At 65.8% G+C, this 21,214-nt stretch carries 15 protein-coding genes; 11 read left to right on the forward strand and 4 right to left on the reverse strand.

What is annotated here, in order from left to right:
• Positions 1-25: 25 nt before the first annotated feature.
• On the reverse strand, positions 26-346 hold the full coding sequence (gene clpS / locus TGR7_RS09210; protein ID WP_012638402.1) for an ATP-dependent Clp protease adapter ClpS: 321 nt from the start codon (positions 344-346) through the stop codon (positions 26-28).
• A 168-nt stretch (positions 347-514) separates the two neighbouring features.
• Positions 515-1,774, reverse strand: a complete 1,260-nt coding sequence (gene icd, locus TGR7_RS09215) for an NADP-dependent isocitrate dehydrogenase (protein WP_012638403.1) — start codon at positions 1,772-1,774, stop codon at positions 515-517.
• A gap of 134 nt (positions 1,775-1,908) precedes the next feature.
• On the opposite strand from icd, the gene TGR7_RS09220 reads away from it, so the two are divergent.
• The 7 genes from TGR7_RS09220 (at position 1,909) to TGR7_RS09250 (ending at position 10,362) form a co-directional block, all read left to right on the forward strand.
• Positions 1,909-2,388, forward strand: a complete 480-nt coding sequence (locus TGR7_RS09220) for an NUDIX hydrolase (protein ID WP_012638404.1) — start codon at positions 1,909-1,911, stop codon at positions 2,386-2,388.
• Entirely contained in the window at positions 2,385-3,479 is a 1,095-nt protein-coding gene (gene mnmA, locus TGR7_RS09225; protein ID WP_012638405.1) for a tRNA 2-thiouridine(34) synthase MnmA, read from the forward strand. The genes TGR7_RS09220 and mnmA overlap by 4 nt, the downstream gene beginning before the upstream one ends.
• Before the next feature lie 125 nt (positions 3,480-3,604).
• Entirely contained in the window at positions 3,605-4,228 is a 624-nt protein-coding gene (hflD, locus tag TGR7_RS09230; RefSeq protein ID WP_041441421.1) for a high frequency lysogenization protein HflD, read from the forward strand.
• Between the two features lie 37 nt (positions 4,229-4,265).
• Positions 4,266-7,013, forward strand: coding sequence for an aconitate hydratase AcnA (acnA, locus tag TGR7_RS09235; RefSeq protein ID WP_012638407.1), 2,748 nt, complete (start codon positions 4,266-4,268; stop codon positions 7,011-7,013).
• 119 nt (positions 7,014-7,132) lie between these two features.
• Complete coding sequence (locus TGR7_RS09240) at positions 7,133-7,516, forward strand: hypothetical protein (RefSeq protein ID WP_012638408.1); 384 nt, start codon at positions 7,133-7,135, stop codon at positions 7,514-7,516.
• Entirely contained in the window at positions 7,513-8,364 is an 852-nt protein-coding gene (locus TGR7_RS09245; protein WP_012638409.1) for an HDOD domain-containing protein, read from the forward strand. Before TGR7_RS09240 ends, TGR7_RS09245 begins: the two co-directional genes overlap by 4 nt.
• A 51-nt stretch (positions 8,365-8,415) precedes the next feature.
• Positions 8,416-10,362 carry a putative bifunctional diguanylate cyclase/phosphodiesterase gene (locus TGR7_RS09250; RefSeq protein ID WP_012638410.1) on the forward strand — a complete coding sequence of 649 codons (1,947 nt, stop codon included), beginning with the start codon at positions 8,416-8,418 and terminating at the stop codon, positions 10,360-10,362.
• 103 nt (positions 10,363-10,465) lie between these two features.
• Here TGR7_RS09250 and TGR7_RS09255 read toward each other — a convergent pair whose 3' ends face one another.
• Complete coding sequence (locus TGR7_RS09255; protein WP_012638411.1) at positions 10,466-11,836, reverse strand: class II fumarate hydratase; 1,371 nt, start codon at positions 11,834-11,836, stop codon at positions 10,466-10,468.
• A gap of 83 nt (positions 11,837-11,919) precedes the next feature.
• Between TGR7_RS09255 and purB the strand changes: the two genes are divergently transcribed.
• The 3 genes from purB (at position 11,920) to TGR7_RS09270 (ending at position 18,614) form a co-directional block, all read left to right on the forward strand.
• A complete protein-coding gene (gene purB, locus TGR7_RS09260) occupies positions 11,920-13,287 on the forward strand; it encodes an adenylosuccinate lyase (RefSeq protein ID WP_012638412.1) in 1,368 nt (455 codons plus the stop codon).
• A gap of 156 nt (positions 13,288-13,443) precedes the next feature.
• On the forward strand, positions 13,444-14,631 hold the full coding sequence (locus TGR7_RS09265; protein WP_081434277.1) for a cupin domain-containing protein: 1,188 nt from the start codon (positions 13,444-13,446) through the stop codon (positions 14,629-14,631).
• A gap of 77 nt (positions 14,632-14,708) precedes the next feature.
• Positions 14,709-18,614, forward strand: a complete 3,906-nt coding sequence (locus TGR7_RS09270) for an EAL domain-containing protein (RefSeq protein WP_012638414.1) — start codon at positions 14,709-14,711, stop codon at positions 18,612-18,614.
• Between the two features lie 29 nt (positions 18,615-18,643).
• On the opposite strand, the gene dusA is transcribed toward TGR7_RS09270, so the two are convergent.
• Positions 18,644-19,654, reverse strand: a complete 1,011-nt coding sequence (gene dusA / locus TGR7_RS09275) for a tRNA dihydrouridine(20/20a) synthase DusA (protein WP_012638415.1) — start codon at positions 19,652-19,654, stop codon at positions 18,644-18,646.
• 92 nt (positions 19,655-19,746) lie between these two features.
• Between dusA and TGR7_RS09280 the strand changes: the two genes are divergently transcribed.
• Complete coding sequence (locus TGR7_RS09280) at positions 19,747-21,165, forward strand: Glu/Leu/Phe/Val family dehydrogenase (protein WP_012638416.1); 1,419 nt, start codon at positions 19,747-19,749, stop codon at positions 21,163-21,165.
• The last annotated feature ends 49 nt before the right edge of the window (positions 21,166-21,214 follow it).

Raw genomic sequence — 21,214 nt, forward strand, 5'->3', positions numbered from 1 at the left:
GGCGTAAACCCCGTATGTGCCGTTGTCAGGCCTGCTCCATCGCGCACAGCAACGGATGCTGGTGCTGACGGGCGTAGTCGTTTACCTGGGCCACCTTGGTCTCGGCGATGTCACGGGGGTAGATGCCACACACACCCTTACCCCGGGTATGCACGTGCAGCATGATGCGCGTGGCCTTCTCCCGGTCCATGCCGAAAAAACTCTCCAGGACTTCAACCACAAACTCCATAGGAGTGTAGTCATCGTTGAGCAGTACGACCTGATACTGCGGCGGTGGCTTGAGTTTCGGTCGAGCCTCCTCGACGGCCAGACCCCGGTCGGGTGTGTCTTTCCTTTCTTCTCCCATAATGCTTTGAGCGCTGCTTTCTCTGAACGGTTCAATGGGGCAGATTGCCCGGAGGATTGAGGGAGTCCCGGAGCCGGGAAATCGCCGATTCCGGATGCCTCGAGTATAGCCCAGCGGGGCACCGGCAAACCCTCTCCCACACTGCGGGAGAGGGTTTCCCGTCCGGTGTCAGCCCATGTGCTTGATCATGTTGTCGCCAAAGGCGGAGCAGGACAGTTCCGTGGCGCCGTCCATCAGGCGGGCAAAGTCGTAGGTCACCTGCTTGGACTCGATGGCGCCCTCCAGGCCCTTGATGATCAGGTCGGCCGCCTCGGTCCAGCCCATGTGGCGCAGCATCATCTCCGCGGACAGGATCAGGGAGCCTGGGTTGACCTTGTCCTGGCCGGCGTACTTGGGCGCGGTGCCGTGGGTGGCCTCGAACATGGCCACCTTGTCGGACAGGTTGGCGCCGGGGGCGATGCCGATGCCGCCCACCTGGGCCGCCAGGGCATCGGAGATGTAGTCGCCGTTGAGGTTCAGGGTGGCGATCACGCTGTACTCGGCCGGGCGCAGCAGGATCTGCTGCAGGAAGGCGTCGGCGATCACGTCCTTGATGATGATCTCCTTGCCGGTCCTGGGGTTCTTGAAGCTGCACCAGGGGCCGCCGTCGATCTCCTTGGCACCGAACTCCTCCTTGGCCAGTGCATAGCCCCAGCTCTTGAAGGCCCCCTCGGTGAATTTCATGATGTTGCCCTTGTGCACCAGGGTCACCGAGTCGCGATCGTTGTCGATGGCGTACTGGATGGCCTTGCGCACCAGTCGCTGGGTGCCCTGGCTGGAGACGGGCTTGATGCCGATGCCGCTGGTGTCCGGGAAGCGGATCTTGTGCACGCCCATCTCGTTGATCAGGAAGTCGATCACCCGCTGGGCCTCGGCGGAACCGGATTCCCACTCGATGCCGGCATAGATGTCCTCGGAGTTCTCCCGGAAGATCACCATGTCGGTCTTCTCCGGTTCCTTCACCGGGCTGGGGGTGCCGTTGAAGTAGCGCACCGGGCGCAGGCAGACGTACAGGTCCAGTTCCTGGCGCAGGGCCACGTTCAGGGAACGGATGCCGCCGCCCACGGGGGTGGTCAGCGGGCCCTTGATGGACACCACGTACTCGCGCACCGCATCCAGGGTCTCCGCCGGCAGCCAGGTGTCCTTGTCATAGACCTTGGTGGCCTTCTCGCCGGCGTAGATCTCCATCCAGGCGATGGCGCGCTTGCCGCCGTAGGCCTTGTCCACCGCGGTATCCACCACCTTCTTCATCACCGGGGTGATGTCCGCGCCGATGCCGTCGCCCTCGATGTAGGGGATGATGGGATGATTGGGAATGTTCAGGGAATTGTCGTCATTGGCGGTGATCTTTTCGCCATTGTCGGGGATCTTGATGTGTTCGTAGGCCATGGGGTCTCCCTGATGTGGATCGCGGTTAAGTGCTCATTATACACCCGGCCGCAGCCCTGGGGTGGTGGGCCCCGGCGCCCCGGCCAGAGGTTCCTGTGATAATCTGCCCGCCTGCGTCACTCACCCGCCTCGCCATGCCGTCAGCCGACCAGTACACCACCGCCCGCCCCTGGACTCCCCGGGCCACCGTGGCCGCCGTGGTGGAACGGGACGGGCGATTCCTGATGGTGGAGGAACAGGTGGACGGCGGCCTGCGCCTGAACCAGCCGGCCGGGCACCTGGAGGACGGCGAATCCCTGCTCCAGGCGGTGATCCGGGAGACCCTGGAGGAGACCGCCTGGCATTTCCGCCCCGAGGCCCTGGTGGGCATCTACCGCTGGCGCCACCCGGGCGGCGAGACCTTCCTGCGCTTCGCCTTCGCCGGCACGGTCCATGACCAGGACGGCACCCGCAGCCTGGACCCGGACATCCTTCGCAGCCTGTGGCTGGACCGGGACACCCTGGTCACGGAACGCGCGCGCCTGCGAAGCCCCCTGGTGCTGCGCTGCGTGGACGACTACCTGGCCGAACGGCGCTACCCCCTGGCACTCCTGCAGGACCTGCCAAGCCCATGAGCGGCCCCCGACACATCATCGTGGGCATGTCCGGGGGCGTGGACTCCTCCGTGGCCGCCCTGCTGCTGATCCAGGCCGGCTACCGGGTGGAAGGCCTGTTCATGAAGAACTGGGAGGAGGACGACGAGCCCGGCTACTGCGCCGCCGCCGAGGACCTGGCCGATGCCAAGGCCGTCTGCGAAGTACTCGAGATCCCCCTGCACAAGGTGAACTTCTCCGCCGACTACTGGCACCGGGTGTTCAGTCACTTTCTGGACGAATACCAGGCCGGTCGCACCCCCAACCCGGACATCCTGTGCAACAAGGAGATCAAGTTCCGGGCCTTCCTGGACTACGCCCGGCAACTGGGCGCCGATGGCATCGCCACCGGCCACTACGCCCGCATCGGACGCGACGGGGAGTCCTACACCCTGCTGGCCGGCCGGGATGCCAACAAGGACCAGACCTACTTCCTCTACACCCTGGGCCAGGAACAGCTCTCGAAGTCCCTGTTTCCCATCGGCGAACTGGAGAAGCCCCGGGTCCGGGATCTGGCCCGGGCGCACGGCCTGCCGGTGTTCGCCAAGAAGGACAGCACCGGCATCTGCTTCATCGGCGAGCGCCGTTTCAGGGATTTCCTGCAGACCTACCTGCCCGCCCGGCCCGGGGAGATCGTCGACCCGGAGGGCAACCGGCTGGGGGAACACCAGGGGCTCATGTACTACACCCTGGGCCAGCGACAGGGCCTGGGCATCGGCGGCGTGCACGACGCCGGGGAGGCCCCCTGGTACGTGGTGGACAAGGACATGGCGCACAACCGCCTGATCGTCGCCCAGGGCCATGACCACCCCCTGATGCACCACCGGGGCCTGGAGGCCCAGGACCTGCACTGGGTGTCGGGCGAAGCCCCCCGGGAGGCCTTCAGCTGCCGGGCGCGCATCCGCCATCGCCAGCCGCTGCAGGCCTGCCGGGTGGAGCCGCACGCCGACGGCCGGGTGCGTGTGCTGTTCGACGAGGCCCAGCGGGCCATCGCACCGGGGCAGTCGGTGGTCTTCTACCAGGAGGATCGCTGCCTGGGCGGCGGCATCATCGTGCGCCGATTCCATCCCTGAATGCCTGCGGCAAAATCACGGGCTGACGTTCATCCGACGTGCCGTTTCACGGTATAGTGATATAGATGACTCGGGGTTCCACACCCCGCTCCGCCACCCGACCCCAAGACAAGGCCAGACCGCTCGTGGACGCCAGCCAACGCAACCGTGTGATCGCCCTCGCCGCCCTGTTCCAGGCGGCCTCCCTGGTCAAGGACGTGGCCTGGCACGGGCGCTGCGACCCGGACGAGTTCCGCACCATGGTGGGCAGCCTGTTCAGCTTCGAGGCCTCGGACGTCGAGGGCATCTACGGCAACGTGCATCGCCTGCGCCGCGGCCTGCAGGCCCTGGCCAGCCAGCTGGAGAACCGGGGCTCGGGCAACGACATGGAGCTGACCCGCTACGTGATCGGCCTGCTGTTCCTGGAGCGCAAGCTCATGAAACAGCCCCACATGATCCAGGGGGTGCGCGAGGGCATCCAGGGCGCCGAGCGCCAGCGGGACTATTTCGACGACCCGACCCACGAGAGCGTCAACGCCGCCCTGGCCCAGACCTACCAGGACACCATCAGCCAGCTGGGTCCGCGCATCATCGTGCAGGGCGAACAGGCCCATCTGTCCAACAGCGACAACGCCGCGCGCATCCGCACCCTGCTGCTCTCGGGCATCCGCGCCGCGGTGCTCTGGCGCCAGGCGGGCGGTTCCCGCTGGCGCCTGCTGTTCTCGCGGGCCGGACTGCTGCGCGAGACCCGCGCCCTGCTGGCCCACTGAACCATTCCAATACACATCTCACCACGGGGATCCCTCCATGACCGACAACTTCAAGACCCGCACCACCCTGGGCGTCGAGGACAAGACCTACACCATCCACCGCCTGCGCGACCTGCCTGGCGCCGCCAGCCTGCCCTTCTCCCTGAAGATCCTGCTGGAGAACCTGCTGCGCTGCGAGGATGGCAAGACAGTCAACCCCGAGGACATCCAGGCCCTGCTCGACTGGGACCCCAAGGCCGAGCCCGGCAAGGAGATCGCCTTCCGCCCGGCGCGCGTGCTGCTGCAGGACTTCACCGGCGTACCCGCGGTGGTGGACCTGGCCGCCATGCGTGACGCGGTGGTGGCCCTGGGCGGCGACCCGGCCAAGATCAATCCCCTGCAGCCGGCGGAACTGGTCATCGACCACTCGGTGCAGGTGGACAGCTTCGGCAATCCCAACGCCTTCAACCTGAACGCCGAGCTGGAATACTCCCGCAACCGGGAGCGCTACAGCTTCCTCAAGTGGGGCCAGCAGGCCTTCTCCAACTTCGCCGTGGTGCCGCCGGACACCGGCATCGTGCACCAGGTAAACCTGGAATACCTGGCGCGCACCGTGTTCGCCCAGCCACAGGCGGACGGCTCCCTGGTGGCCTACCCGGATACCCTGGTGGGCACCGATTCCCACACCACCATGATCAACGGCCTGGGCGTGCTGGGCTGGGGCGTGGGCGGCATCGAGGCCGAGGCGGCCATGCTGGGCCAGCCCATCTCCATGCTGATCCCGCAGGTGGTGGGCTTCCGCCTGGTGGGCGACCTGGCCGAGGGCGCCACCGCCACCGACCTGGTGCTGATGATCGTGCAGATGCTGCGCAAGCATGGGGTGGTGGGCAAGTTCGTGGAGTTCTTCGGCGACGGCCTGGCCCACCTGCCGCTCGCCGACCGCGCCACCATCGCCAACATGGCGCCCGAGTACGGTGCCACCTGTGGCATCTTCCCCATCGACGAGGAGACCCTGGCATACCTGCGCCTGTCCGGCCGTGACGCCCATTCCATCGCCCTGGTGGAGGCCTATGCACGCGAGCAGGGCATGTTCCGCAAGGCCGGCGATGCCGAGGCCCGCTACACCAGCGTGCTGGAACTGGATCTCTCCACCGTGGAGCCGTCGCTGGCCGGCCCCAAGCGGCCCCAGGACCGCATCCGCCTGGGCGAGGCGGGTCAGGTGGTGGAGAAGGCCATCAAGACCATGCTGGACGAGCGCAAGCCGGCCGCGAAGGCACCCGCCGAGGCTGAGCGCTTCGAGGCGGAAGGTGGCCACACCGCCGTGGGCGTGGAACACCAGGCGGACGCCACACCGCCCAAACACCTGGTGAAGATGAACGGCCACGAGTTCAGCCTGGACCACGGCGCGGTGGTGATCGCCGCCATCACCTCGTGCACCAACACCTCCAACCCGTCCGTGATGCTGGGCGCGGGCCTGGTGGCCCGCAAGGCACGGGAACGCGGCCTGACCGTCAAGCCCTGGGTGAAGACCTCGCTCGCCCCCGGTTCCCGGGTGGTGACCGAGTACCTGACCCAGTCCGGCCTGCTCAATGACCTGGAGGCCATGGGCTTTCACGTGGTGGGCTACGGCTGCACCACCTGCATCGGCAACTCCGGCCCCCTGCCCGAGCCGGTCAGCGAGGCCATCCTCAAGGACGACCTGATCGTCAGCTCCGTGCTCTCCGGCAACCGCAACTTCGAGGGCCGCATCCACTCGGAGATCCGCATGAACTTCCTGGCCTCCCCGCCCCTGGTGGTGGCCTACGCGATCGCCGGACGCATGAACATCGACATCTACAACCAGCCCCTGGGCGAGGACAAGGACGGCAAGCCGGTGTACCTGCGCGACATCTGGCCCACCCAGGAAGAGATTCGCACCGTGGTGAGCCAGAACGTGGACGCCGCCAAGTTCCGCGCCGCCTACGACAACGTGTTCCAGGGCGAGACCCGCTGGAGCAGCCTGCCGGCCCCCTCCGGCCAGCGCTTCGACTGGCAGGACGACTCCACCTACGTGCGCAACCCGCCCTACTTCGAGGGCATGGGCATGACGCCCGAGCCGGTCACCGACATCAGCGCTGCCCGGGTGCTGGCCCTGCTGGGCGACAGCGTCACCACCGACCACATCTCCCCGGCCGGCAACATCAAGACCGACAGCCCGGCCGGCAAATACCTCACCGAGCACGGCGTGAAGCCCGCGGACTTCAACTCCTACGGCTCGCGCCGCGGCAACCACGAGGTGATGATGCGCGGCACCTTCGCCAACGTGCGCCTGCGCAACCGGCTGGCGCCGGGCACCGAGGGCGGCGTGACCCTGCACCTGCCCGACGGCGGGCAGATGTCCATCTACGACGCCGCCATGAAATACAAGGATGAGGGCACGCCCCTGGTGGTGATCGCCGGCAAGGAGTACGGCTCCGGCTCCTCCCGCGACTGGGCCGCCAAGGGCTCCCGGCTGCTGGGGGTGCGCGCGGTGATCGTGGAGAGCTTCGAGCGCATCCACCGCTCCAACCTGGTTGGCATGGGCGTGCTGCCGCTGACCTTCATGGACGGTCAGAACGCCCAGTCCCTGGGTCTCACCGGCCGCGAGATCATCGACATCTCCGGCCTGGGTGACGGCTCGGCCAAAGAGGTCACCGTGACCGCCACCGCCGAGGACGGCAAGGTCACCCGTTTCAAGGCGCGGGTGCGTCTGGACACCCCCCAGGAGGTGGATTACTACCGTCATGGCGGCATCCTGCCCTACGTGCTGCGCCAGCTGGTGGCCTGAGCCTCCGGCAGTCACATATCCTTCACCGGGTGTCGCGCAGTGATGCCCGGTGAAGGAAACACTTGCAGCCAGAAACCACAGGCTGTAGTTTACGTGCGGGGCTTAGAATTCATGGGCTTATGAACAATAAGCAGAAACTGCGTACGATTTACCTAGTTCCGGGCCAGGTTTTGGCCGAGGACATCCACGACCGCACCGGTCGACTGCTGATGCCCGCCGGCCTGCCCCTCAAGGAACGCCATCTGCGCGTGCTCATGACCTGGGGTGTCACCGAGGTCACCATCTGGACCGAAACCCAGCCCGACAACGACGAGCAACCCGGCCATTCCGACGCCGACCCGGCAACACCCGTCCTCGATCCCGCCCTTCGCAGCCGCCTGGCCCCGGTGGCCGATGACCTGTTCAGACATTGCGACATGAGTCTTCCGGTCAGCCAGACCCTCTACGAGGCGTCCCTACGACGCATAGCCGCAGAGGCCGGACGCAACAAGGGCAGCCCATGACCCATCCCATCTGCCAGGAGCTGATCAGGGAACACATCGAGCTCGGCAGCCTGCCGGACGTCTATCACCGCATCGAGGAGGCGGTCAACGACCCCACCAGCTCCTTCGATGCCATGGCCCGGCTCATCGAACACGATCCCGCCCTCACCGCCCAGGTGCTCAAGCTCGCCAACAGCCCGCTGTACGGCTTCCCCTACAAGATCCAGTCCGTGGCGCGCGCCGTGAGCATCATCGGCACCCAGCAGCTGCGCGACGTGGTGCTGGCGGCCACGGTAATCCGCTTCTTCAACGAGATCCCCTTGGGCCAGGTGAACATGGAGAGTTTCTGGCGTCACAGCATCGCCTGCGGGCTGGTGAGCCGCGCCATCGCCACCTTCCGGCGCGAACCCAACGTGGAGCGCTTCTACGTGTGCGGTCTGCTGCACGACCTGGGCCGGCTGGTCATGTTCATGCACCTGGAAGGCAAGCTGACCCTGCTGCTCAAACGCCGCGACGAAATGGGCGAACTGCTGTTCAAGGTGGAACAGCAGATCCTCGGATTCGACCATGCCGCCCTGGGTGGCGCCCTGCTGGAGGCCTGGCGCCTGCCGCCGGCGTTCAGCGAGGCGGTGCGGTTTCACCACAATCCGGGTGAGGCCAGCAACTACCCCGTCGAGGCCGCCGTGGTCCATGTGGCCGACAGCATCGCCAATGCCCTGCGCATGGGCACCAGCGGCGAAAGGTTCGTGCCACCCGTCGACCCTGTGGCCTGGAATCGAATTGCACTGCCGGGTGGCATTCTTGAGCAGGTGATCGAGTATACTGAGCAGCATTATCAACAGGCCGTCGAAGTCTTCCTGGCGTGTTGAGCAGCACAACAGGACAGTTGACACATCCTCGGACCGCCACAGACGGAACGCATGCCATACAACATGGCCGAGAACGGCAATCACCCACTGCCGGAAATGGAGTTCCTCAAGCGCAGGGTCGAATACCTGGAACAGACCACCCAGTGGCACAGCTACGCCATGGACGTGCTTGCGTCCATGACCGCGATATTCGGTGACAGCGCGCGCAACCGCGACACCGCCTCAATCCTCAAGAACGCCCACGAATGCATCGACCGGATCCTGGATTTCCAGCAGACCGGTTATTACATCGTCGACGACGAATCCAGCTTCAACCTGGTCTATGCCCCGTCCCAGGAGGACAAGACCAGCATCGAGGCCGAGGTGGAGGTCTTCATCCGCAACGGCATGTTCTCCTGGGCCATCAACCAGAATCACCCGGTGTGCCTGCCTTCCCGGGATCGCCAGTCCACCATCATCCTGCACGTGATCTCCACCCGCACCCGCATCCGCGGCATGTTCGCCGGGCGTCTGGGCGAGGAAAGGGTGGGCACCACGGAGTCGGCGCTCAAGCTGCTGTCGATCGTGCTGTTCAATACCGCCTACGCCCTGGAGAGCGCGGCACTGTACGCCCTCATGGAGCAGCAGCAGCGCACGCTCAAGAAGATCACCGAACGCCAGTCCAAGGAACTGGTGCACCAGTACAGCCACGACCTGCTCACCAACCTGCCCAACCGCATCCTGTTCGTGGACCGACTGGAGCAGAGCATCGGCCGGCGCGCCAGCCGCGATGCACACCTGGCGGTGATCCTGCTGGACCTGGACAACTTCAAGCGAGTCAACGATTCGCTAGGCCACAAGAGCGGCGACCTGCTGATCAAGCAGCTGGGCGAAGACCTGCGCAAGGTATTCCTGGGCAACGAGCTGGCGCGACGCTACGGCATCGAGGCCTCCAGCATCACCCTCTCCCGCCTCGGCGGTGACGAGTTCGGCATCATCCTGGACGAAGTGGATTCACTGGACCTGGTGGTGCGCATCGTGCAGCACCTGATCGAGGTGATCAGCCGGGAACACGACATCGAGGGACACCAGGTGTTTCTCACCTGCAGCGTGGGCATCAGCGTGTTCCCCTACGACGGCGACGACGCCGACACCCTGATCAAGAACGCCGACGCGGCCATGTACGACGCCAAGCAGCGCGGGCGCAACAGCTTCCAGTTCTACACCAAGGACATCAACTCCCAGACCTACCGCCAGCTGATCCTGGAAAACCAGCTGGTCAAGGCCCTGGCCCGGGAGGAGTTCGAGGTGCATTACCAGCCCCAGGTGGACGTGATCTCCGGGCAGGTGGTGGGCGCCGAGGCCCTGGTGCGCTGGCGGCACCCGGAGAAGGGCCTGCAGCCGCCGGCCAACTTCATCGCCATCGCCGAGGAGACCGGCATCATCGAAGGACTGGGCGCCTGGGTGCTGCAGAAGGTCTGTCAGGACATCCGGCAACTCACCCGGGACGGATACCGGATCCCGCGCATCTCCATCAACCTCTCGGCGCGCCAGTTCCGCCAGTCCGACCTGGTGGAGCAATGCCGCAACACCATCAGGTCCGCGGGTATCGCCCCCGCCTACATCGAGCTGGAGCTGACCGAAAGCACCATCATGAAGGACATCGACATCGCCGTGGGCATGCTGCGCCAGCTCAACGCACTGGGTGTGCGCCTGGCCATCGATGATTTCGGCACCGGCTATTCATCGCTCAACAACCTCAAGCACTTCCCCATCGACACCCTGAAGATCGACAAGTCCTTCGTGCGCGACATCCCCGGCGACCGGGACGACGAGGCCATCGTCACCGCCATCGTGGCCCTGGCCAAGAGCCTGGAACTGGAGGTGGTGGCCGAAGGCGTGGAGACCCGGGAACAGCTCGGCTTCCTCAAACGACTGGGATGCGAGATCGTGCAGGGCTACTTCTTCAGCAGGCCGCTGCCGTTTGAAGGGTTCAGGGAATACCTTAAAGGCAAGTAAGAAGTGTGAATTGGGAAATGGGATGTGAAGTGAGAAGTGCGATTTGAGAAGTGCGAAGTTTGAGCATTTTACTTCCCACTTCCCAATTCACACTTCTGACTTCCTAAACGAGCTTACCCGGATCCAGCAGCCGGCGCAGTTCCTCTTCCGAAAGATCCGTCTCCTCCAGCGCCACGTCCAGCACCGGCCGGCCCTGGGCATAGGCCTTCTTGGCGATGGCCGCGCCCTTCTCGTAGCCGATGATGGGGTTGAGTGCCGTGACCAGGATGGGGTTGCGGTCCAGGGCCTCGCGGATGCGTTCCTCGTTGACCGTGAAGCCGGCGATGGCCCGGTCCGCCAGCAGGCGGGCCGCATTGGCCAGCAGCTCGGTGCTCTGCAAGAGGTTCAGCGCGATCACCGGCAGCATCACGTTCAACTGGAAGCTGCCGGACTGGCCGGCCACGGTCACGGTCACGTCATTGCCCATCACCTGGGCGCAGACCATGGCCACGGACTCCGGGATCACCGGATTCACCTTGCCGGGCATGATGCTGCTGCCGGGCTGCAGGGACGGCAGGCTGATCTCGCCGAGCCCCGCCAGGGGGCCGGAGTTCATCCAGCGCAGGTCGTTGGCGATCTTCATCAGGCTCACGGCGACGGTGCGCAGCTGGCCGCTCATCTCCACCGCCGTGTCCTGGGCACTCAGGCCCTCGAAGAAATCCGGCTTGCTGCGGAAGATCTCGCCGGTGGTCTGCTGCAGTTCCTCCGCCACCAGTTTGGCAAAGCCGGGCTCGGCGTTGACGCCGGTGCCCACGGCGGTGCCGCCCAGGGCCAGCTCCAGCAGGCCCTCGCCGCTGCGCTCCAGGCGCGCCAGGCCGTTGCGCACCTGCCGGGCCCAGCCGCCCAGTTCCTGGCCCAGGGTCACGGGCATGGCATCCATCAGGTGGGTGCGGCCGGTCTTGACCACGTCGCGCAGTTCGCTGGCGCGACGCTCCAGGGTCAGGGCCAGGTGATCCAGGGACGGCAGCAGGTGATTGACCAGGGCCAGGCGGGCAGAGACGTGGATGGCGGTGGGCACCACGTCATTGGAGCTCTGGCCCCGGTTGACGTGGTCATTGGGATGCACGGGCTTGCCCAGGCGCTGGCTGGCCAGCCGGGCGATCACCTCGTTGACGTTCATGTTGGAACTGGTGCCGGAACCGGTCTGGAATACGTCCACCGGGAACTGGTGGTCGTGACCGCCCTCGGCCACCTCCCGGGCGGCGGCATCGATGGCCTTGGCCACGTCCGCGTCCAGGCCGCCCAGGGCCGCGTTGGCCCGGGCACAGGCACCCTTGATGTGCCCCAGGGCATGAATGAAACCGGGAGGCATGGGCAGACCACTGACCGGGAAGTTGTCCACTGCCCGCTGGGTCTGGGCCCCGTAGAGCGCATCCGCGGGGACCTCCACCGTGCCCATGCTGTCGCGTTCGGTTCGGGTCTGCTGGTCACTCATGGGGGCCTCCGGGTCACGGCGTCTCTACAGGTAGGCTGTAGTATAATCCAGCGCCTTCACGCGTTTGAAACCGGAGTCGCCGCATGGATCTGTCAGCCCTCACCGCCATCTCACCCGTGGACGGCCGCTACGGCACCCGCACCGAGGCCCTGCGCCCGGTGTTCAGTGAATTCGGCCTGATCCGCTACCGGGTGCAGGTGGAGGTGGCCTGGCTCAAGGCGCTCGCCGCCCATGAAGGCATCGCCGAGGTCCCGGCACTGAGCGGCCACGCCCTGAACCTGCTGGACGAGATCGTCACCGGCTTCAGCGAAGAGGACGCGCACCGGGTCAAGAACATCGAGCGCACCACCAACCACGACGTGAAAGCGGTGGAGTATTTCCTCAAGGAGAAGATCGCCGGCAATCACGAACTGGAGGCGGTCTCCGAGTTCATCCACTTCGCCTGCACCTCCGAGGACATCAACAACCTCTCCTACGCACTGATGCTGCGCGACGGGCGCAGCGAGGTGCTGCTGCCCCAGATGGACGAGGTGATCGATGCCGTGAAGCGTCTGGCCCACGAACACGCCGCCCAGCCCATGCTGTCGCGCACCCATGGCCAGCCCGCCTCTCCGACCACGCTCGGCAAGGAGATGGCCAATGTGGCCCATCGCCTGAAGCGTCAGCGGGACCAGGTGGCCGGCGTGGCCCTGCTGGGCAAGATCAACGGCGCCGTGGGCAACTACAACGCCCACCTGTCCGCCTATCCCGACGTGGACTGGCCCGCCTTCGCCGAGGCCTTCGTCACCGGTCTGGGGCTTGAATGGAATCCCTACACCATCCAGATCGAGCCCCACGACTACATGGCCGAACTGTTCCACGGCGTGTCGCGCTTCAACACCATCCTGATCGATTTCTGCCGGGACGTCTGGGGCTACATCTCGCTCGGTTACTTCAAGCAGAAGGTGGTGGCCGGCGAGGTGGGTTCCTCCACCATGCCCCACAAGGTCAACCCCATCGACTTCGAGAACGCCGAGGGCAACCTGGGACTGGCCAACGCCGTGTTCGAGCACCTGGCCGGCAAGCTGCCCATCTCCCGCTGGCAGCGGGACCTCACCGACTCCACCGTGCTGCGCAACATCGGCATGGGCTTCGCCTGGTCCAGCATCGCCTACCAGGCGGCGCTCAAGGGCATCGGCAAGCTGGAGGTGAACGCCGCTGCACTGAACGCCGATCTCGACGCCAACTGGGAGGTGCTCGCCGAGCCCATCCAGACCGTGATGCGCCGCTACGGCATCGAAAAGCCCTACGAAAAGCTCAAGGAACTGACCCGCGGCCAGCGGGTGGACGCCGCCGCCCTGCGCGCGTTCGTGGACGGTCTCGACATCCCCGAGGCCGAGAAGGCCCGCCTGCGCGAACTCACCCCGGCCACCTACATCGGCAACGCCGCCGAGCAGGCGCGTGGTATCTGATCGTGATCGCTGTTCATCGCAAAGAGCGCAAAGACGCAGAGAACGCAAAGAAATCTTAGAACTTTATTTCAAGAAACCTTTGCGCCCTCTGCGACTTTGCGCTCTTTGCGTTGACTACATAGCCACCAATCCACCACCTCGTTCACGTACATGGCCATGAACCCCGACGAACCGCTGACGCTGCTGGGGGGGCTCACCGCCCGGGCGTTTCTGCGCGACTACTGGCAGCAGAAACCGCTGCTGGTGCGTCAGGCGATCCCCGGGTTCGAGTCGCCCCTCTCACCCGAGGAACTGGCGGGGCTGGCCTGCGAGGAAGGGGTGATCAGTCGCCTGGTGCGCGAGCGGGGCGAGACCGGGTCCTGGGCGTTGCGCACCGGTCCCTTCGACGAGGACGACTTCACCACCCTGCCCGAGAGCCACTGGACCCTGCTGGTCTCGGACATGGAGAAGCACCTGCCGGAACTGCGGGCCTACCTGGAACCCTTCCGCTTCATCCCCGACTGGCGCATGGACGACCTGATGGTGAGCTATGCCGCGCCGGAGGGTTCCGTGGGACCCCACGTGGACGAGTACGACGTGTTCCTGCTCCAGGCCCAGGGCCGACGCCGCTGGCAGATCGCCCGTCAGGCGGTGAGCGGCGATGACTTCCTGCCCGGGGTCGAACTGCGCATCCTGCGGGATTTCCAGCCGGACCAGGAGTGGATCCTGGAGCCCGGCGACATGCTCTACCTGCCGCCGCGCATCCCCCATCACGGTGTGGCCGTGGGACCGTGCATGACCTGGTCCGTGGGTTTCCGGGCCCCGGCCTGGCGGGACCTGATGGCCGCCTGGGTGGACCAGCGCTACGAAGCACTCGCGCCCCAGGATCGCTACGCCGATCCAGGCCTGGAGCCCCAGGACAACCCGGGTGAACTCAGCGCAGCCGCCCTCGCCCGCCTGATCGCCGGCCTGCGCCGGGCCATGGCGGTCGATGACGCCGAACTCGCCCGCTGGCTGGGCACTGTGCTCACCGAACCCAAGGCGGAACTGCTGGAGCACATGCAACTGCCGGAGACGCTCACCCGGGACGAGGCACTCGGCCTGCTGCAGGATGGAGTCTCCCTGGAACGCCACGGCGCCGCCCGCCTGGCCTGGATGTCGGACCACGGTGGCCTGCGCCTGTTCGTCAACGGCCAGGAACACCTCCTGCCGGAAGCGGCAGGCCCGCTGGTGCGCCACCTGTGCGCCGAAACGGCCTATGACGGCAAGGCCCTTTGGGGCCTTGCCAGTGGTATCGACAGCGCGGAAGATCTGCTCATGAGCCTGTGTATAGCCGGGATCCTGCTTGAGATCCCGGCGCCTTGATCATCAGGCTCTCCTGCACGGGCCGGCATGCGGCGGCCCCATGATGACAGGCCTTGGCAAAGGACCAGGCTGAGACCATGCCCGACTCGCGCGTCATCCGACAACCCCTGTACGCCTGGCTGACCCTGGCGGCAGGCTTACTGCTCACATTCTTCTTTGCCACCCTGGCCAAGGATCTGGCCGAAGAAGACGCCATCGATCATTTTTCCTTCGCTGCCGATCAGGTCACGGTCAAGATCGACGAACGCCTGCGCGCCTATGCCCTGGTGCTGCGAGGTGGCGCTGCGCTGTTTGATGCCTCCGAGGAGGTCACCCGGGATGAATGGCGCGCCTTCACCGACAAGCTCAGTGCCTCGGAGACCGTGGTGGGGATCCAGGGCATCGGCTTTTCCCTGCTGATCCGGCCCGAAGAGCTCGAAGACCATATCACCCGCATCCGGGCCGAGGGTTTTCCCGAATACCAGGTCTGGCCGGCCGGTGAGCGCGAGCTCTATTCCGCCATCGTCTACCTGGAACCGTTCAGGGGTCGCAACCTGCGCGCCTTCGGCTATGACATGTTCTCCGAGCCGGTGCGGCGTGCCGCGATGATCCAGGCCCGCGACACCGGCATGGCCGCCCTGAGCGGCAGAGTGGAACTGGTCCAGGAGACCGGCACCGGCGTCCAGCCCGGCACCCTGATGTACGTGCCGGTCTATCGTCAGGGCGCCGCCTGGGGCACGCTCGAGGAGCGACGCGAGGCGCTGATCGGCTGGTCGTACAGCCCCTACCGCATGTATGACCTGATGGGCGGCATCCTGGGCAATGACCACCAACATCTCAACGGCCAGGCCGTCGGCCTGAGCATCTATGATGGCGAGGCGAGGCCGGAGAACCTGCTATACCGCAATTTCGAGTCCGCGCTGGATACCGGGCCGAGCCTGTTCTTCCGCCAGCGCGTTATCGACTTCAATGATCGGCAATGGACACTGCATTTCGACCATCTGGATCCGTCCAGTGGCATCGACTACACCTCTGCCTGGGCCACCCTCGCCGGCGGCCTGGTGCTCAGCGGGCTGCTGTTCAGTCTGCTCCTGAGCATGGCCAACACCCAGGCCCGGGCCTTGCGCATCGCCGACCAGCTCACCGTGGACATCCGCGACCGCGAGGCCCGGCTGAGTGACAGTGAATACCGCTGGCGCTTCGCCCTGGAGGGGGCCGGCGACGGTGTCTGGGACTGGAACCTGGAAGACAACACCGTGTACTTCTCCCGACGCTGGAAATCCATGCTCGGCTTCGAGGACCAGGAGATCGGCCAGGGCCTGGATGAATGGCAACGCCGGGTGCATCCGGATGATCTGGACAGCACCCTGGCGGAACTGAAGGGCTACCTGAATGGAGATCGCGGCGAGTACGTCTCCGAACACCGCATGCGCTGCAAGGACGGCAGCTGGAAATGGATCCTGGATCGCGGCATGGTGGTCAGTCGCGATGGGCAGGGGCGCCCGCTGCGCATGATCGGCACCCACACGGACATCTCCGGACAAAAGGCCCTGGAGGCTGCCCGCGAGGAAATCCTCGCGCGACTTCAGACCATCACCAGCCGGGTCCCCGGCGTGGTCTATGAATTCAGGCTCCAGGCGGACGGCCGCTCCTGCTTCCCCTACGCCAGCGAAGCGATCCGCCAGATCTACCGTGTCAGCCCCGAGGAGGTGAAGACAGATGCCTCGGCCGTGTTCGCCATCCTGCACCCCGACGACTACGATGCCGTGGTCGAGTCGATCCAGCATTCGGCGCGCCATCTCACGCCCTGGCGCCATGAATACCGGGTGAAATTCCCGGACGGCACGGTTCGCTGGCTGTACGGCGATTCCCTGCCCCATCGCGAACCGGACGGTTCGACTCTCTGGTACGGCTTCATCACCGACATCACCGAACGCAAGGAGGCGGAGGCCGCGCTGCGCAAGGCACACAGCGAGACCCAGCGCTTCCGCGAGGCCCTGGATTACGTCTCCTCCTTCATCTACATGAAGGACACCCAGTCCCGCTATACCTACGCCAACCGCGCCACGCTGGAGCTGTTTGGCACGAACGACCACGATCTGCCCGGCAGCGATGACTTTCGCTTCTTCTCGGACAGCACGGCCCATCGCCTGCGGGAGATCGACCGGCACGTGTTCCTGGGTGAACAGACCTCCGAGGAGATCGAGGCCGTCGATCCCGGCGGTCACCGGCGGGTGTACCTGGAGATCAAGACCCCCATCTACGACGAGACGGAGCGGGACGAGGTGATCGGTCTGCTGGGGATCTCCACCGACATCACCGCCATCAAGGAACACGAACGCCAACTGGAGCACATCGCCCATTTCGATGCCCTGACCAACCTGCCCAACCGGGTGCTGCTGGCCGACCGCCTGCACCAGGCCATGGCCCAGGCCGTGCGCCGCGGTCACCACCTGGCCGTGGCCTACCTGGACCTGGATGGATTCAAGGCCATCAACGACCGCTACGGCCACGCCGTGGGGGACAAGCTGCTCATGGCGGTAGCGCAACAGATGCACGAGGTCCTGCGTGAGGAGGATACCCTGTCCCGCCTGGGCGGTGACGAGTTCGTCGCCGTGCTGCTGGATCTTGCGGACGTGGAGGCCTGCGTGCCGCTGCTCACCCGCCTGCTCGCCGCGGCGGCCCGCCCGGTCAGTATCGAAGGCAGGGAACTGAGGATCTCCGCGAGCCTGGGTGTCACCTTCTATCCCCAGGCGGAGCAGATCGAGGCCGAGCAGTTACTGCGCCAGGCCGACCAGGCCATGTACCAGGCGAAGCTCGCCGGCAAGGGCCGCTACCACGTCTTCGACGCGGAGCTGGATCGCAGTGTGCGCACCCACCACGAGAGCCTGGAGCGCATCCGCAGCGCCTTCGAAAACGATGAGTTCGTCCTCCACTACCAGCCCAAGGTCAACATGCGCAGCGGGGCCGTGATCGGCGCCGAGGCCCTCATCCGCTGGCAGCATCCGGACAAGGGTCTCCTGCCGCCAGGGGACTTCCTGCCCGTGATCGAAGACCACCCGCTGGCCATCGAACTGGGGGAATGGGTGATCACCCGCGCGCTGCAGCAGATGGCCTCCTGGCAGACTGCCGGGCTTGTCCTTCCGGTGAGCGTCAACATCGGTGCCAGCCAGCTTCGCCAGGACACTTTCGTCAGCCGTCTCAGGACACTGCTGGATGGGTTCCCTGAGATATCCCCGGGCTCCCTGGAACTGGAAATACTCGAAACCAGTGCGCTGGGCGACCTGGCCCTTGTGACCCGATTGCTGGATCAATGCCGCGCCATCGGCGTGAACATCGCACTGGATGATTTCGGCACAGGCTACTCGTCGCTCACCTACCTCAAGCGCCTGCCCGCAGGCGTGGTGAAGGTGGACCAGAGCTTCATCCGGGACATCCTCATGGACCCGGAAGACCTCGCCATCCTGGACGGCGTGCTGGGGCTGGCCGGCGCCTTCAACCGACAGGTGATCGCCGAGGGCGTGGAAACCGTGGAGCACGGCGACATGCTGCTCAGGATCGGCTGCGAACTGGCCCAGGGCTATGGCATCGCGCGCCCCATGCCCGCCGAGGCGTTGCACGACTGGGTCAAGCGCTGGCGCCCCGAACCCCACTGGCCTCGCCTGCGGCGGATCAGCCGCGAGCTGATGCCGCTGCTCCACGCCGGGGTCGAACACCGTGCCTGGCTAGAGGATCTGGACAGGGCACTACGCAGCGGAAGCAGCGACTTCCCGCCGCTGGGCCCGCACCAGTGCCGATTCGGAACCTGGCTCGACCAGCTCGGCGATCAGCTGCAACCGGGCTTCGGGCAGATCGACCTGCTGCATCGCCAGGTACATGCACTTGCCGCGGAACTGATCGAGCTGCATGAGCGTGGCGACGCCGCGCAGGTCATCGCCCGGCTCGACGAGCTTCATGCGCTCAGTGAGCGTCTGCTGGAAGCCTTGCGAAATTACCTCGACTGACAGCGCGCCCATCGCGAGTCGCGGCAGGCTCAGCCGGGCACGCGCTGCGCCGCTGCCTGGATCACCTCCACACCGGCACCGGCGCGGTGTGCGTTCTCGCTGATGGTCCTGCGCCAGGCGCGGGCGCCGGGCACACCCTGGAACAACCCGAGGATGTGGCGGGTCATGGCCTGCAAGGGCACGCCTTGCGCAAGCCGCGCCTCCACGTAGGGCAGGAAGCGTTCCACCACCTGATGACGGCTGGGAACGGGATGGGCATCCCCGTAGAAACGCGCGTCCACCTGCGCCAGCACGTAGGGGTTGTGATACGCCTCCCGGCCCAGCATGACGCCATCCACCTGGCGCAGCGCATCACTCACCGTGTCCAGGTCCTTAACGCCGCCGTTGAGAATGATCTCAAGCGCCGGGAAGTCCTGCTTGAGTCGATACACCCAGTCATGGCGAAGCGGTGGCACCTCGCGGTTTTCCCTGGGGCTCAGGCCCTGCAGCCAGGCCTTGCGGGCGTGAATGATGAAGGTCCGGCAACCACTGCGCTGCACGGTATCGATGAACGCGGTGAGCTCCGGGTAGCTGTCCCGGTCGTCGATGCCGATGCGGGTCTTCACGGTGACCGGCAGACCGCAGGCGGAGCGCATGGCCTCGACGCAGTCCGCGACCAGTTGCGGCTCCGCCATCAGGCAGGCACCGAAACGCCCGGATTGCACCCGGTCCGAAGGGCAGCCCACGTTGAGGTTCACCTCGTCGTAGCCATGGTCCTCGGCCATGCGCGCGCAGGCCGCCAGTTCCCCCGGTTCGCTGCCGCCCAGTTGCAGGGCCAGGGGATGCTCGTCGGGATGAAAAGCCAGGAAGCGTTCCCGGTCACCGTGCAACAGGGCCCCGGTGGTCACCATCTCCGTGTACAGCAGCGTGTGACGGCTGATCAGGCGCAGGAAATAGCGGCAGTGCCGATCGGTCCAGTCCATCATCGGCGCCACGCTCACGCGTCGCGACAAGGGATTCGCGGGGGAAGCATCGGAACTGCAGGGCAGGGAAACAGACATAAGTAGAGAACGTGTCAGGGCGCAACCGGGCGAGCGGCAAGGCGCTCAAGTCTGCTAGATTGTAACTGAATGCCTACGCAAGAGGTCCCCAGATGGCCGGAGATACCGCACCCTCCCCCAACTTCATGCAGAACGTGGCGCTGATGATCGACCACGCCCTGGACGGCCTGGAACTGCCCCCCGGCGCGGATCGCGCGCTCAAGTCCTGCGAGTCGATCCTGCAGGTGTCATTCCCCCTGCGCATCCGCGGCGAGATCCGGGTGTTCACCGGCTGGCGGGCGGTGCACAGCACCCACAAGCTGCCCGCCAAGGGCGGCCTGCGCTACTCCCCCACCCTGGACCAGGAGACCACCGAGGCCCTGGCCGCGCTGATGACCTACAAGTGCGCCCTGGTGGACGTGCCCTTCGGCGGCTCCAAGGGTGGTCTGTGCATCGATCCCGGCCAGTACGACCGGGACGAGATGGAACAGATCACGCGCCGCTTCGCCCGCGAACTGGCCCGCAAGGGTTTCCTGAGTCCCGCCACCAACGTGCCCGCCCCGGACCTGGGCACCGGGCAGCGGGAGATGGCCTGGATCATGGACACCTATAAGAACCTCTACCCGGAGGATCTCAATCACGCAGCCTGTGTCACCGGGAAACCCATCCAGTTCGGCGGCATCCGCGGACGCGTGGAGGCCACCGGCAGGGGGATCCAGTACGCCCTGCGGGAGTTCTTCCGCCATCCTGCCGCGCTCAATGAAGCGGGCCTGTCCGGTTCCCTGGAGGGCAAGCGGGTGATCGTCCAGGGGCTCGGCAACGTGGGCTACCACCTGGCCAAGGCCCTGCAGGAGGAAGACGGCGCACTGATCACCGGCATCATCGAACAGGACGGCGCCCTGGTGAGCGATGCCGGCTTACCCGTCGAAGAGATACGCCAGTTCATGAACAAGACCGGCGGCGTGGAAGGCTTCCCCGGCGTGGAATTCGTCCCGCCTGGGGCCCGGGTGCTGGAGAAGGAATGCGACATCCTGGTGCCCGCCGCCCTGGAGGGCGTGATCACCAGCAGCAACGCCGAGCGCATCCAGGCCAGGCTCATTGCCGAAGGCGCCAATGGCCCGGTCACCTACGAGGCCGACGAGATCCTGCGCAAGCGGGGCATCATGATCCTGCCCGATGTGTTCATGAACGCCGGCGGCGTGGTGGTCTCCTATTTCGAGTGGATCAGGAACCTGTCGCACATCCGTCTCGGCCGCCTGCAACGGCGCTTCGACGAGGTGCGCGGCCAGCACATGGTCTCGGCCCTGGAACTGATGACCGGCGAACAGGTGCCGGAATGGATGCACGAGGCCCTGGTGCGCGGCGCCCACGAGACCGACCTGGTGCGTTCGGGCCTCGACGACACCATGCGCACCGCCTTCCAGGAGATCCAGGAGGCCCGCGAGAACAGCAAGTACGACTACCGCACCGCCGCCTACCGCATCGCCATCCAGAAGATCGCCCGGGCGAACCTGGATCTCGGCGTGGTGTGAAGACTGTTCAAGATTCAAAGTTCAAGGCTGAACGGGGGTGTTCGTCCGT

The sequence above is a fragment of the Thioalkalivibrio sulfidiphilus HL-EbGr7 genome (genome assembly GCF_000021985.1).
GTDB lineage: Bacteria > Pseudomonadota > Gammaproteobacteria > Ectothiorhodospirales > Ectothiorhodospiraceae > Thioalkalivibrio_A > Thioalkalivibrio_A sulfidiphilus.